Origin of the sequence: Tardiphaga sp. 866_E4_N1_4, from assembly GCF_052076075.1 — a bacterium.
Classification (GTDB): Bacteria; Pseudomonadota; Alphaproteobacteria; order Rhizobiales; family Xanthobacteraceae; genus Tardiphaga; species Tardiphaga robiniae.
Genome location: NZ_CP197242.1, coordinates 1,313,785 through 1,325,746, shown reverse-complemented (window position 1 = coordinate 1,325,746; position 11,962 = coordinate 1,313,785). Strand labels below are relative to the sequence as shown.

Below are 11,962 nucleotides of genomic sequence, written 5' to 3'. Positions count from 1 at the left end.
GCGCTTCAGGCGCGCGACAACTTCTCGAACCGCTTGATCAGCCGCTCGCGCTTGAGGCGCGACAGGCGCTGGATCCAGAACATGCCGTTCAGCTGGTCGATCTCGTGCTGGTGGCAAACCGCACGCAGGCCGTCGGACTCTTCGAGCTGCGTATTGCCGTCGAGATCCTGATAGCTGATCCGTACGCGGGCGTGGCGCTGGATGTCGTCATTCACACCGGGCATCGAGACACTGCCTTCCTGATGCATGATCAGTTCGGGCGAGGCCCATGCGATCTCCGGATTGACGTAGGTGTGGGCGCCATTGACGGGATCGAGATCGAGCACGACCACGCGCAGCAGCACGCCGATATGCGGCGCGGTGATGCCGATGCCGGGGGCGGCATGCATGGTGTCGCGCAGATCGTCAGCGAGCGCGCGCAGCACATCGTCGAACACGGTGACATCAGCGGCCGGCTGCGTGAGGCGCAGGTCGGGATAGCGGACGATAGGGCGGATGGTCATTCCGGCAGCCCCGCGGCCTTCAGCGCATCCGCATAGGTCTTCGCCATGGATTCGACGGGGACCGGGATGCGCGCAAAGAAGGCGGAGACTGTCAGCTCCGGTTCGATGGTGAGCAGTTCCTCGACCACCTGTGCGGCGCGTTCGTGCGCGCCGGTTTTCACGAGCGCCACGGCGAGCGCGCGGAGTGCGACGGCGAAACGCCGATTCTGCAGCAGCGCCTTGTCGGCCCAGTTGATCGCTTCGGGATAGTTCTCGTCGATGATCGCGGCGATGGCCAGCGCACCGGAGACGAACCAGCCGTGCGGATCCAGCGGGTTCAAACGTCGTGCGCGATCGAGCAGAGCGCGGCCGGCCTGCTGCTGTCCGCGCATGGTCTCGATCCATCCGGCCAGTGCAAGTGCAGTGGCGGAGTTTGGATTGATCGCGAGGGAGCGGCTGAACAGCTCAATGGCCGCGTCCTTGGCGGTCTGCGTCTCTGCCAGATTCCAGATCGCAAACGCAGCCATCCAGAGGATCTGCGGATCGTTCGGCATCCGCTCAATGGCGCGCTGTGCGAGTGCCAGGCCTTCGCCGCGATGGGTATCGCCCGGGGTGATCCAGCCCTGGAAGTGTCGCTGCGCATGGCAATAGGCCGCTGCTGCCATCGCGGGCGCGTAAGTCGGATCGATGGCCAGAGCCTGACGTAGGCAATCCAGCGCCGCGGTCATGCTTTCGGGCGTGAAATCGTGTTGGTAGCCGGAGGCGCGCAGCAGCAGGTCGTAGGCATCGGGCTTGTTCGGACGGCTGTGCCTGCGCCGTTCGATTTCAGCGATGCGTAGCGTCGGCTCGATGGCGGCGACGGCTTGTTCGGTGATGCGGTCCTGCAGGTCGAATACATCGCTGCGATCGCCGTCGAATTTGTCGGCCCATAGATGCGCACCGGAACGGGCGTCGATCAATTGCGCGATGATGCGCAGCCGCTCGCCGGCACGGCGGACGCTGCCTTCGAGCACGTAGTTGACGCCAAGCGTGCGGCCGACCTCGCGGATGTCGACCGGCTTGGACTTGTAGGTGAAGGACGAGTTGCGCGCGATCACGAACAGCCCGCTGCAGCGCGACAGCGCCGTGATGATCTCCTCGGCGATACCATCGCCGAAATAATCCTGCTCGGGGTCGACGCTCATATTGGTGAAGGGCAGCACCGCGATCGACAGACCTGCGGGATCGGCGGTAGCGGGCAGGAGTGCAGTTGCGGGCGTTGTCACCACGGGCGGAGAGGGGCTGTCGGTCTGTTCGATGACCTCGCCGACGAAGCGAAACCCCTTCCGCGGTAAAGTGCGGATCAGCCGCTGCTGCTCGCCATTGTCGCCGATGGCCGTGCGGGCCGCGTTGACCCGGCTGCTGAGCGTCGCCTCGGACACGATGCGGCCATGCCAGACTTCGGCCAGCAGATCGTCACGGCTGACGACCTTGTCCCGCGCGCGGATCAGGAATTCCAGCACATCGAACACCTGCGGCTCCGCCGCCACCGTGTCCGTGCCCCGCCGTAGCTCCCGCCGGTCAGTGTCGAGGACGAATTCGCCGAACCGGAACAGCAAGATAGGGGATCCAATACCTGTTGTCGCGCCAAGGCCTTGTGCGCAGGAGCGTCCCCTAGCACACCCCGTCTCAACGATAAATCATGGCCTTCTCAAGAGAAAATCGGAGAAATCTTCAAGCGAGGATGCCGGTACCGCGGCATGGTCCGCACATCGACGGCCTCAACCGTCATTGCTCGGAGGATCTGCACCATGACGAATGACAAGCGCGACATCAGCCACTTCAACCGCCGCAGTCTGCTGGGCGCGGCGCTCATGGGCATCGCCGCGGCTCAGTTCGGCGGCATCGGCTCCGCCGCGGCGCAGGCCGCCAAGGCCGGCAAGCAGCTCCCGGCCATCAAGCGCGGTACGCACACCTCGTTCAAGCCGCTGAAGCAGATCAATGCCGGCGACCTCAGCGTCGCCTATGCCGAGGACGGCCCGGCCAACGGCCCCGTTGTGCTGCTGCTGCACGGCTGGCCCTATGACATCTACAGCTATGTGGATGTCGCGCCGCTGCTGGCCTCGGCCGGCTATCGCGTCATCATCCCGTATCTGCGCGGGTATGGCGGCACGCGCTTCCTCTCCGACACGACGGTGCGCAATGGCCAGCCGGCGGCGCTGGCGACCGACATCGTCGCGTTCATGGACGCATTGAAGATCGAGAAGGCGGTTGTCGGCGGCTACGACTGGGGTGGCCGCACGGCCGACATTCTCGCTGCGATCTGGCCGGAGCGCGTCAAGGCGCTGGTCGCCGTCAGCGGCTACCTGATCGGCAGCCAAGAGGGCAACCGCATGCCGCTGCCGCCGAAGGCGGAACTGGAATGGTGGTACCAGTTCTACTTCACCACGGAGCGTGGCCGGCTGGGCTATGACAAGTACCGGCACGACTTCGCCAAGCTGATCTGGAAGCTGGCCTCGCCGAAGTGGAATTTCGACGACGCCACCTATGACCGCTCGGCCAAGGCATTCGAGAATCCCGATCACGTCGCCATCACCATCCATAACTATCGCTGGCGGCTCGAACTCGCCCAGGGCGAGGCGAAATATGACGAGCTGGAGAAGCGGCTGGCGCAGGGGCCGGTGATTTCGGTGCCGACCATCACCATGGAAGGCGACGCCAATGGCGCGCCGCATCCCGATCCCAAGGCCTATGCGAAGAAGTTCACTGGCAAATACGAGCATCGCACGGTGAATGGCGGCATCGGTCACAACCTGCCGCAGGAAGCACCGCGTGAATTCGCCCAGGCCATCATCGACGCCGACGCGATGGCACGCTGAGGGAGATCCGCGATGCGATGGATTCTTGCAGCGAGCCTCGCGGCAGGTGTGGTGTCATCCGGGGTGGTGGCGGCCCTTGCCGCCAATACCGCCAATCCGGAAAACTTGTCGCCGATCTATGGCGTCGCGCTTCCGGATGACTACCGCAAATGGGAGCTGATCGCGCCGGCGCAGGAGGCCGAGCCTCTGAATGAGCTGCGCGCGGTGGTCGGCAACGACATCGCGGTCAAGGCCTATCGGGATGGCAAGCTGCCGTTCCCCGATGGCACGGTGCTGGTGAAACTCGCCTGGAAGCACACCCAATCGCCTGAATTCGAATCTGCCTCGATCCCCGGCGCCGCGACCACGGTTCAGGTCATGGTGAAGGATTCGAAGAAATACCCCGCGTCAGGCGGCTGGGGCTTCGGCCGCTTCATCGACGGCAAGCCGGTGGATCAGGCGCAGCACGAAACCTGCTTTGCGTGTCACGAGGCACGCGTGAAGGAGCGGGACTACGTGTTCACGAAGTGGGCGCCGTAAGCGCCCATTTCACGAAACGCCGACTTCGGCCAGAAACGCCGTCAGGAAAGCCTCGGTCCGCGCGTGGCGTTCCTGCGCCATGCGTCGGCCGGTGGCGGTGTTGAAGCCGTCCGCGAGCGTCAGCAGTTTCGCCGGCAGATGGTCGATCGCAAAATTGCGGTCGTCGAGGGCGCGATGGCGGGCGGCAGGGTCTTCGGCATCATATAGGAAGGATTGCATCCGCCCGGCGGTGTAGAAACAGCGCGCGATGCCGATGGCACCGATGGCGTCCAGCCGATCCGCATCCTGCAGGATCTGCGCCTCGATCGTCTCGGGCGTGATCTTGGCCGAGAAACTATGCGCCGCGATGGCATGGGCGACGCGGTCCAGCCGGTCGGTCGTCCAGCCGAACGGGGCGAGCAGCGTCACCGCGTGTTCGGCAGCGAGGCGCGAGGCACTGGCGCGGAGCGGTGAGCTCTTCTCGACGGCGACGCAGTCGTGCAGCAGCGTCGCTGCCGCCAGGATTTCGGCATCTCCGCCCTCGACGTCCTGGATGGTGCGGACGTTGGACCAGACACGCGCCAGATGCGCGACGTCATGCGACCCGTCATCGGTCTTGACGTGATGTAGAAGCGACGACGCCAGCGTTTCGAACGGAGCGAAGGCGGCAGTGATACCGGTGATCTCAGTCATGGCGTCGTTGTTAGATTGGCCGCCGGGCGTTGCCAAGCGTGTTTTGATGTCATTAGATTCGGATTGCGAACGGGTAGAACTCAGGCGGCAAGGCTGAGTGTGTATGCCGTTTTATCGCCGAAGCAGCATCATGAGGAATTGTGGCCAATAACCCCGTCAACAGCCTTAGCGCCTTGCTTGAGCAGAGCAGCGATAATTTGGCTCTGATCATCGGAAACGGCATCCACCGATACGTAGAATCGAAACGTGTAAATTCCTGGGATCAGCTGCTCGTCGAGATTGCTCAAGAGTGCTCGCCCGGGCTTGTTGAGGTGCCACCTGGCACGACGCTTACAGAATTTTATGATGTGCTGGAGCTCTTGTCTGGGAGTAAGATCGGTGCTCTGCAGGAGCAATTTTGTGCGCTCCTGGACGGTTGGGATGTACTCCCACATCACCGGAAGATCATGAACTGGGCAGTACGACACTGCACTCCAGTGCTCACGACGAACTTCGATCAAGTGTTGAGCGATGCCGTCAATGCACAGTTCTGGCGTCCGCAAAATCCGAAATTTACGAGCTACTACCCGTGGGAGTGTCACTTTAGCCAAACAGCTATCACTGATCCGTGCGCTTCTTTCGGCGTTTGGCACATTAACGGAATGGTAAAATACAAGCGAAGCATTCGCTTGGGACTTAGCCACTATATGGGGTCGGTTCAGCGAGCCCGGACTTGGCTTCATCGCAGCGGCGCCACCCCTCTCTTCGGAGCAAAGGATCGTCGCATTTGGGCAGGTGCGAATACCTGGATTCATGTTGTATTCAATAAGCCCTTGCTCATCTTTGGTTTGGCTCTTGAAGAAAACGAAGTCTTTCTGCGCTGGCTTCTGATTGAGCGTGCCAAGTACTTCAAGAAGTTTCGCGAGCGCTTTCATCCAGCTTGGTATGTTTACAAAAACGATCTGTCTGACGACAGGCAGGCCGGAAAGCTCTTTTTCTTGGAGTCGATGGGAGTCAACTGTATCGCGGTTCAGACGTTCGGAGAGATTTACGACAATGCGGGTTGGTCGTCCTGACGTGCCAGCTCAACGCATTTGTAAGGTCGCTCGCACCCGCGGGGAACGACGCCGCTATCGCTTCAGCAGCTCATACACTACCGGATCATCCGCGCAGGCCTTGAAGCCGCATTCGAGCAAGGTCGAGGCGACGTTCGCAGCCGTCAGGCCGATCACGAGCCAGACGGCAACATGCGCGATGACACTGGGCGCCGAGTGAGCAGCGGGGGTCTTCTCGAATTGCCGGTCGAACAGCAGCACTAGCGACAACAGAATGATGGCTGCGATGAAGCCGATCAGTGCCCAGGTGTAGTAGTGATAGCCGAACAGCGCGGTGCCGAAGCCGGGATCGCCGGGCATGATGTGCAGCAGCACCTGCCGCGTCGAGACGATGGCGCCGACCACGGCGGCGAGCAGTGATAGCGCATAGTGGCTGGGGCGCGGGCCGAAGCGAATGTTGAGGATCGGGCCGATGGCGAGCAGCGCGAACATGATCCGCTGCAGCAGGCATAGCGGACAGGGCAGTTCGCCCAAAATGAACTGCGCGGCAGAGGCGGCCGCCAGCAGCGCGGCGAGGGCGTAGAGTGCGAGGACGTTGAGGGCGATAGCGCGCTGCGAGGTCATGATGGCCTCAGAACGACAGTTTCAGCGCGTCGGTGGCGTGGTGCAGGAAGGTCGCGACGCAGGCGATCAGCACAACGGCGAACAGAGAGAATGCGAGGCTGCGGCTGCCATACCATGCAACGAGCATTGTGATGACGATCGCCAGGAAAAGTGCGGTGAATTCCATGGTCGCTCCGGCGCTGAATGGGTCCGGTATCTTACGACAGATTCGCTGGCGCCCTGTCGCGTGTCATCTGCGTCAGTCGGCAGTCTCCGCCACGGTCGCACCTGTCTTGCCGGTGTAGTTGGCCACGGCATCGCGAAAGGCATGGACCTCGCTGTTCAGGGCGATCAACCGTTCTGGCGTCATGCCGGCTGCGGCGAACAACGTCTCGCCAAGGCAGCGTGCCTTCTCGCGCAGCGCCGTGCCTTTGGCCGTGAGGCTGACAACGACCTGCCGCTCATCGTCCGGATTGCGCTTGCGCGCGACGAAGCCGGCCTGCTCGAGCCGCTTCACCAGCGGCGTGACCGTGCTCGATTCCAGCGCCAGCCGGTCGGCGATGCCGCCGACGCTCTGCGCGCCGCCCTCCCACAATGTGCTCAGCACGAGATATTGCGGGTAAGTGATCTCGAGCGCGTCGAGCAGCGGCTTGTAGGCGCGGCCGATGGCCATGCTGGCGCTGTAGAGCGAAAAACAGAGCTGGTGATCCAGCGGAATGTCGGCGGGCACCACGGCAATTCTCCTCACGTCAATATCACAATAACGTATATCGCGATAAATAAATCTGGACAAGGCGAAGATATCCCGTCAATAAACATATCGCGATATTAGTTATCGCAATATGCAATATGACAGAGGTTCTTCCGCCAGCCCGGTGGAGAGCGCCCGGCCCAAGCTTCGATGGAGACCAGCATGACCGCCCCACACGGAACCGCCAGCCTGCCGGCCGTAGCGAGCGGAGACCTCGCACGTTATTACCTCGTTCGCGGTATCGTCGCGGCAGCTTGGGTGGCAGCCGCCTTCACCGTTGGCGTCTCGTCGCCCGGGGCCGCCGCCATCCTGCTGGTCAGTTACCCCGCCTGGGATGCACTTGCGAACTGGTTCGATGCCCAGGGCAGCGGCGGCTTGCTGGCCAATCCCTCGCAGGCGCTGAATGTGGGGGTGAGCCTCATTGCCGCACTGGCCGTGGCCATCGCCTTGCGCACGGGGATGAATGCCGTACTCGCGGTGTTCGGCGTCTGGGCGGCATTGGCGGGCCTCGCGCAACTCGTGACCGGCGTTCGACGCTGGCGCGCATTCGGTGCGCAGTGGGCGATGATCCTGAGCGGCGCGCAGTCGACCGCGGCCGGCCTGTTCTTTGTCAAGCAGGCGGGCGGCGCCACAGTGCCGACAATCGTGGACGTCGCACCCTATGCCGGTTTCGGCGCCTTCTATTTCCTGGTGTCGGCGCTGTGGTTGATCTTCGCGAACCGCGGGCGTACGGCCTGAGATCTGAGGATAAACCGATGATGCCGGCCCCAGCATCATCGGCCGCCTCTGTGGATGATCGCGGATTTGCTGTCAGCCGCTGCTGCCTGATCTGCTAGTCAGGTCAGAACGACGATCACTCCTGGCAGGCACGGCGACATCTCATGGCCATCACCATCTACGGTATCAAGAATTGCGATACGATGAAGAAAGCGCGCGTCTGGCTCGACAGCCATGGCGTCGCCTACAGCTTCCATGACTACAAGGCCGAAGGCATCGACAAGGCGCGGCTGCAGCGCTGGGCCAAGGAGGTCGGCTGGGAGACGCTGCTCAATCGCGCCGGCACCACGTTTCGCAAGCTGGATGACGCTGCCAAGGAAGGTCTGAACGAGAGCAAGGCAATCGCGCTGATGCTCGAGCAGCCCTCGATGATCAAGCGGCCTGTGCTCGATCTTGGCGGCAAGCTTGTGGTTGGCTTCAAGCCGGAGATTTACGCAAAAGACGTAAAATAGCGATCAGTCGATCTCGACGACGTCGCCGGCCGCGAGCCGGTGCGGTGCACGATAGGACAGGCTGCGATCGATCACCGCGCGGAGTTTCGGCACCGGCACGCTGTGATGGCCGCGCATCAGATTTTTGATTTCGAATCCACCGTCCTCGCTGATCGTCTTGAGCGACGCGATGATATGGGTGACGCCATTGCCTGATGAGAACGGCATCAGCATCCGCTCATAGGCGACAACACGACCGTTGACATCGTCGATCATCGAGACGGTGTAAGTCGGCAACTCGCGTGCGATACATTCATGATAGGCCGGCAGCACGACAGGACCGAGGATCGGACCGAGATAGTCGTCGAGATAGCGGCCCTTGCCGGTGGTACCATAGGCGCTCGCCATGCGGGTGCCGTTGCTGTCGATGATGAGCCGCGGCGGTGCCGTGCTGTGATTAACAATGTAGTCGACGAGATCAGGACGTTCGTCGTCCATCCGATCCGGGCGATAGTTGGCGATATCGGGCAGGGCCTGTTGCGGCGCATAGAGCCGTAGCCAGCAGTTCAGCAGATCGCGCTGCCGAATGGACTTCACCACGGACGCGTCGGCGCTCTGGAAGTCCACGGCAACGATCCCCCTGATATCGATCGAGGGTAGTATGAGTACAGCAAGCAAATAATCAATGAACGCGGGAAGTCGCCTCGCAATACAATTAACGAGCGATTTTCAAAGCTCCTTGCGGCGCAAACAGATGGTGCGTTCTGCACGGTGGACCGGTCGCAGGCGGACTCTGCTTTCTGCATGCGCAGGGGGCTAACTGCCTACGACTAAGGGCGAAGTCGGTGCGACAGGCAGTCCACCCAATTCTGCCGCATTGCACCTTGCGTTCGCCGTCGCGTTGACGGCATATTCGCGCCACTCGATGTGGCCGCGCGGGGATGACTTTCAGTTTTCCCCGAAATGCGGCTGCGCAAAAAGTTGGCCACTGGCGGAGACACACGCCGGGAAGGTCGATGGGGGAAATTTGCTTGACCGATGAGTTCATTCTCGAAACCAACGGATTGACCAAGGAATTTGCGGGCTTTTTCGCAGTCCGCGATGTCAGTCTCAAAGTTCGCCGCGGCACCATTCACGCATTGATCGGCCCTAACGGCGCCGGCAAGACGACGTGTTTCAATCTGCTGACCAAGTTCATGCAGCCGTCCGCCGGCCAGATTTTCTACAAGGGCAAGGATATCACCGCGACGGCGCCTGCCGACGTGGCGCGCCTTGGCCTGGTACGTTCGTTTCAGATCTCCGCGGTGTTTCCGCATCTGACGGCGCTGGAAAATGTCCGTGTTGCACTGCAGCGTCAGCATGGATCGTCGTTTGACTTCTGGCGGTCCAAGAGCGTGCTGGATCAATACAATCAACGCGCCGCCGAACTGCTCGACGATGTCGGCCTCAGCGAATTCGCAAATACGCCCGCGGTGGAAATGCCTTATGGCCGCAAGCGGGCATTGGAGATCGCCACCACGCTGGCGCTCGATCCCGAGATGATGCTGCTCGACGAGCCGATGGCCGGCATGGGCCATGAGGACATCGACAAGATCGCAGCGCTGATCAAGCGCATCTCGGCGAAGTACACCATCCTGATGGTCGAACATAACCTCAGTGTCGTGTCGAACCTATCGGACATCATTACCGTTCTGACTCGCGGAAAGGTTCTTGCGGAAGGCAGCTATGCCGATCTGACCAAGGACGAGCGCGTCAAGGAAGCTTATCTGGGAGCCGGGCATGGCTGAGATCACAATGGCCGCACCGGCAACGACTGCAGCAACTGGCAATCCAATTCTCAGCATCGAGAATCTCGAAGCCTGGTATGGCGAGTCGCACATTCTTCACGGCATCAATTTCAACGTGAAGCCGGGCGAAGTCGTCACGCTGCTCGGTCGCAACGGCGCCGGCAAGACCACGACGCTGAAATCCATCATGGGCATCATCGGCAAGCGCACCGGCTCGATAAAGTTCGAAGGCAACGAGATCATCAAGACCTCGTCCGACAAGATCGCGAAGCAGGGCATCGCATTCTGTCCGGAAGAACGCGGCATCTTCTCCAGCCTCGACGTGAAAGAGAATCTGATGCTGCCGCCGACGATCCGGCCGGGCGGGTTGTCTTTGGATCAGATCTTCGAGCTGTTTCCAAACCTGAAAGAGCGTCTCAACAGCCAGGGGACAAAACTCTCCGGCGGTGAGCAGCAGATGCTGGCGATCGGGCGCATTCTGCGCACCGGCGCGCGCTTCCTGATGCTGGACGAGCCGACCGAAGGTCTCGCACCTGTCATCATCCAGCAGATCGGCCACACCATTGCGCGGCTGAAGTCGGAGGGCTTCACCATCCTGCTGGTCGAGCAGAACTTCCGTTTCGCTGCCACGGTGGCGGATCGCTACTACATCGTCGAGCACGGCAAGATCATCGATGGCTTCGCCAATTCCGAGCTCTCGGCGAATATGGACAAGCTGCATACGTATCTCGGCGTCTAACATCGAATAACGGACCGAGCCAACGGTCCGACGATAGACACAACCATCAATACGGGTAGGGAGCACAGAATGAAAAAAGTCGTTTCGACGTCGCTGCTGGGTTTTGCGCTGATGATGAGCGCAAGCTCGCTTGCGTTCGCCCAGGACAAGACCGCCAAGATCGGCGTGCTGAACGACCAGTCGGGCCTTTATGCCGATATCACCGGGCAGGGCTCGGTGCTTGCCGCGCAGATGGCGGTCGAGGACTCCGGTCTGGTCGCCAAGGGCTGGAAGATCGACGTGCTGGTCGGAGATCACCAGAACAAGCCCGATATCGGCGTCAACATCGTGCGTCAGTGGTACGATCGCGACAAGCTCGACGTCGTCGTCGACGTGCCGACCTCGTCGGTGGGTCTCGCCGTCAACAACGTGGTCAAGGAAAAGAACGGCGTCTACCTGAATTCGGGTTCGGGAACGTCGGACCTGTCCAATGCACAGTGCTCGCCCAACACCATTCACTGGGCCTATGACACATATCAGCTCGCCAACGGCACCGGCACGGCGCTGACCAAGTCCGGCGGCGATACCTGGTTCTTCCTGACCGCGGACTACGCCTTCGGGACGGCGCTCGAGCGCGACACCACCAACGCCGTCAACGCTGTCGGCGGCAAGGTGCTCGGCAGCGTCCGTCCGCCGCTCAACACCGCCGACTTCTCGTCGTTCCTGCTGCAGGCACAGACATCCAAGGCCAAGGTCATTGGCCTCGCCAATGCCGGCGGCGACACCATCAATTCGATCAAGCAGGCGTCAGAATTCGGCATCGTCAAGGGTGGCCAGAAGCTGGCCGGCCTTCTGATGTTCATCACCGACGTCCATTCGCTCGGTCTGCCGGTTGCCAACGGCCTGAACCTGACCGAGACCTTCTATTGGGATCTCAACGACGGTACCCGTGCATTCTCCAAGCGGTTCCAGGACCGCGCGAAGAACAAGGCCATGCCGACCACGGTGCAGGCTGGCGTCTACTCATCGTTGATCCACTACTTCAAGACCCTCGACGCGATGGGCGGCAACTCCCATGACGGATTGAAGATCGTCGACAAGATGAAGGCGACCCCGACCGACGACATCATCTTCGGCAAGGGCACGATTCAGCCGAACGGCCGCAAGCTGCACCCGGCCTATCTGTTCGAGGTCAAGAAGCCTGAGGAGTCGAAGGGACCCTGGGATTACTACAAGCTGGTGGCGACGATCCCTGCCGATCAGGCCTTCACGCCGCTCGACAAGAGTGCTTGTCCGCTTTTGAAGAAGACCTGATTTAGAAGCCCGTCGT

15 protein-coding genes are annotated in these 11,962 nt (G+C 61.4%); 8 read left to right on the top strand and 7 right to left on the bottom strand.

Features of this window, described 5'->3' with window-relative positions:
- Window positions 1–5: 5 nt before the first annotated feature.
- Together AB8B20_RS06645 and AB8B20_RS06640 are read right to left on the bottom strand one after the other, a co-directional pair.
- Window positions 6–503, bottom strand: a complete 498-nt coding sequence (locus AB8B20_RS06645) for a peptide deformylase (RefSeq protein WP_439072064.1) — start codon at window positions 501–503, stop codon at window positions 6–8.
- On the bottom strand, window positions 500–2,080 hold the full coding sequence (locus AB8B20_RS06640) for a winged helix-turn-helix domain-containing tetratricopeptide repeat protein (protein ID WP_439072063.1): 1,581 nt from the start codon (window positions 2,078–2,080) through the stop codon (window positions 500–502). The genes AB8B20_RS06645 and AB8B20_RS06640 overlap by 4 nt, the downstream gene beginning before the upstream one ends.
- Before the next feature lie 192 nt (window positions 2,081–2,272).
- Here AB8B20_RS06640 and AB8B20_RS06635 point away from each other — a divergent pair, with 192 nt between their 5' ends.
- Window positions 2,273–3,340, top strand: a complete 1,068-nt coding sequence (locus AB8B20_RS06635) for an alpha/beta fold hydrolase (protein ID WP_439072062.1) — start codon at window positions 2,273–2,275, stop codon at window positions 3,338–3,340.
- 12 nt (window positions 3,341–3,352) lie between these two features.
- On the top strand, window positions 3,353–3,859 hold the full coding sequence (locus AB8B20_RS06630; RefSeq protein ID WP_439072061.1) for a cytochrome P460 family protein: 507 nt from the start codon (window positions 3,353–3,355) through the stop codon (window positions 3,857–3,859).
- 9 nt (window positions 3,860–3,868) lie between these two features.
- Here AB8B20_RS06630 and AB8B20_RS06625 read toward each other — a convergent pair whose 3' ends face one another.
- A complete protein-coding gene (locus AB8B20_RS06625) occupies window positions 3,869–4,531 on the bottom strand; it encodes an HD domain-containing protein (protein WP_439072060.1) in 663 nt (220 codons plus the stop codon).
- 140 nt (window positions 4,532–4,671) lie between these two features.
- Here AB8B20_RS06625 and AB8B20_RS06620 point away from each other — a divergent pair, with 140 nt between their 5' ends.
- The gene (locus AB8B20_RS06620) at window positions 4,672–5,586 is read left to right on the top strand and encodes a hypothetical protein (protein ID WP_439072059.1); all 915 of its coding nucleotides are present in this window, start codon (window positions 4,672–4,674) and stop codon (window positions 5,584–5,586) included.
- A gap of 54 nt (window positions 5,587–5,640) precedes the next feature.
- Here the strand turns inward: AB8B20_RS06620 and AB8B20_RS06615 are convergent, their stop codons facing one another.
- The 3 genes from AB8B20_RS06615 to AB8B20_RS06605 form a co-directional block, all read right to left on the bottom strand.
- Window positions 5,641–6,189 (bottom strand): disulfide bond formation protein B, encoded by a 549-nt coding sequence (locus tag AB8B20_RS06615; protein ID WP_439072058.1) that lies wholly within the window; start codon window positions 6,187–6,189, stop codon window positions 5,641–5,643.
- 7 nt (window positions 6,190–6,196) lie between these two features.
- Window positions 6,197–6,355, bottom strand: a complete 159-nt coding sequence (locus tag AB8B20_RS06610) for a DUF5993 family protein (protein ID WP_439072057.1) — start codon at window positions 6,353–6,355, stop codon at window positions 6,197–6,199.
- A 72-nt stretch (window positions 6,356–6,427) separates the two neighbouring features.
- Window positions 6,428–6,901, bottom strand: a complete 474-nt coding sequence (locus AB8B20_RS06605) for a MarR family winged helix-turn-helix transcriptional regulator (RefSeq protein WP_439072056.1) — start codon at window positions 6,899–6,901, stop codon at window positions 6,428–6,430.
- Between the two features lie 180 nt (window positions 6,902–7,081).
- Here AB8B20_RS06605 and AB8B20_RS06600 point away from each other — a divergent pair, with 180 nt between their 5' ends.
- A complete protein-coding gene (locus AB8B20_RS06600; RefSeq protein ID WP_439072055.1) occupies window positions 7,082–7,657 on the top strand; it encodes a DUF308 domain-containing protein in 576 nt (191 codons plus the stop codon).
- Between the two features lie 143 nt (window positions 7,658–7,800).
- Window positions 7,801–8,148, top strand: coding sequence for an ArsC family reductase (locus tag AB8B20_RS06595; RefSeq protein ID WP_120292243.1), 348 nt, complete (start codon window positions 7,801–7,803; stop codon window positions 8,146–8,148).
- Window positions 8,149–8,151: 3 nt separating this feature from the next.
- Here AB8B20_RS06595 and AB8B20_RS06590 read toward each other — a convergent pair whose 3' ends face one another.
- Window positions 8,152–8,754 carry a hypothetical protein gene (locus tag AB8B20_RS06590; protein WP_120292245.1) on the bottom strand — a complete coding sequence of 201 codons (603 nt, stop codon included), beginning with the start codon at window positions 8,752–8,754 and terminating at the stop codon, window positions 8,152–8,154.
- A 404-nt stretch (window positions 8,755–9,158) separates the two neighbouring features.
- On the opposite strand from AB8B20_RS06590, the gene AB8B20_RS06585 reads away from it, so the two are divergent.
- From AB8B20_RS06585 to AB8B20_RS06575, 3 genes are all read left to right on the top strand, one after another.
- Window positions 9,159–9,914 carry an ABC transporter ATP-binding protein gene (locus AB8B20_RS06585; protein WP_089263895.1) on the top strand — a complete coding sequence of 252 codons (756 nt, stop codon included), beginning with the start codon at window positions 9,159–9,161 and terminating at the stop codon, window positions 9,912–9,914.
- Window positions 9,907–10,653 (top strand): ABC transporter ATP-binding protein, encoded by a 747-nt coding sequence (locus AB8B20_RS06580; protein ID WP_089263896.1) that lies wholly within the window; start codon window positions 9,907–9,909, stop codon window positions 10,651–10,653. The genes AB8B20_RS06585 and AB8B20_RS06580 overlap by 8 nt, the downstream gene beginning before the upstream one ends.
- A 69-nt stretch (window positions 10,654–10,722) precedes the next feature.
- Window positions 10,723–11,946: an ABC transporter substrate-binding protein gene (locus AB8B20_RS06575; RefSeq protein ID WP_089263897.1), complete on the top strand. Its 1,224-nt coding sequence runs from the start codon at window positions 10,723–10,725 to the stop codon at window positions 11,944–11,946.
- Window positions 11,947–11,962 lie beyond the last annotated feature (16 nt).

Excerpts from the sequence above, each read along its gene's own strand:
- AB8B20_RS06580 (WP_089263896.1), top strand. The coding sequence starts at position 9,907 with ATGGCTGAGATCACAATGGCCGCACCGGCAACGACTGCAGCAACTGGC.
- AB8B20_RS06610 (WP_439072057.1), bottom strand. The coding sequence starts at position 6,355 with ATGGAATTCACCGCACTTTTCCTGGCGATCGTCATCACAATGCTCGTT.
- AB8B20_RS06625 (WP_439072060.1), bottom strand. The coding sequence starts at position 4,531 with ATGACTGAGATCACCGGTATCACTGCCGCCTTCGCTCCGTTCGAAACG.
- AB8B20_RS06595 (WP_120292243.1), top strand. The coding sequence starts at position 7,801 with ATGGCCATCACCATCTACGGTATCAAGAATTGCGATACGATGAAGAAA.
- AB8B20_RS06615 (WP_439072058.1), bottom strand. The coding sequence starts at position 6,189 with ATGACCTCGCAGCGCGCTATCGCCCTCAACGTCCTCGCACTCTACGCC.
- AB8B20_RS06600 (WP_439072055.1), top strand. The coding sequence starts at position 7,082 with ATGACCGCCCCACACGGAACCGCCAGCCTGCCGGCCGTAGCGAGCGGA.
- AB8B20_RS06630 (WP_439072061.1), top strand. The coding sequence starts at position 3,353 with ATGCGATGGATTCTTGCAGCGAGCCTCGCGGCAGGTGTGGTGTCATCC.
- AB8B20_RS06635 (WP_439072062.1), top strand. The coding sequence starts at position 2,273 with ATGACGAATGACAAGCGCGACATCAGCCACTTCAACCGCCGCAGTCTG.
- AB8B20_RS06575 (WP_089263897.1), top strand. The coding sequence starts at position 10,723 with ATGAAAAAAGTCGTTTCGACGTCGCTGCTGGGTTTTGCGCTGATGATG.
- AB8B20_RS06645 (WP_439072064.1), bottom strand. The coding sequence starts at position 503 with ATGACCATCCGCCCTATCGTCCGCTATCCCGACCTGCGCCTCACGCAG.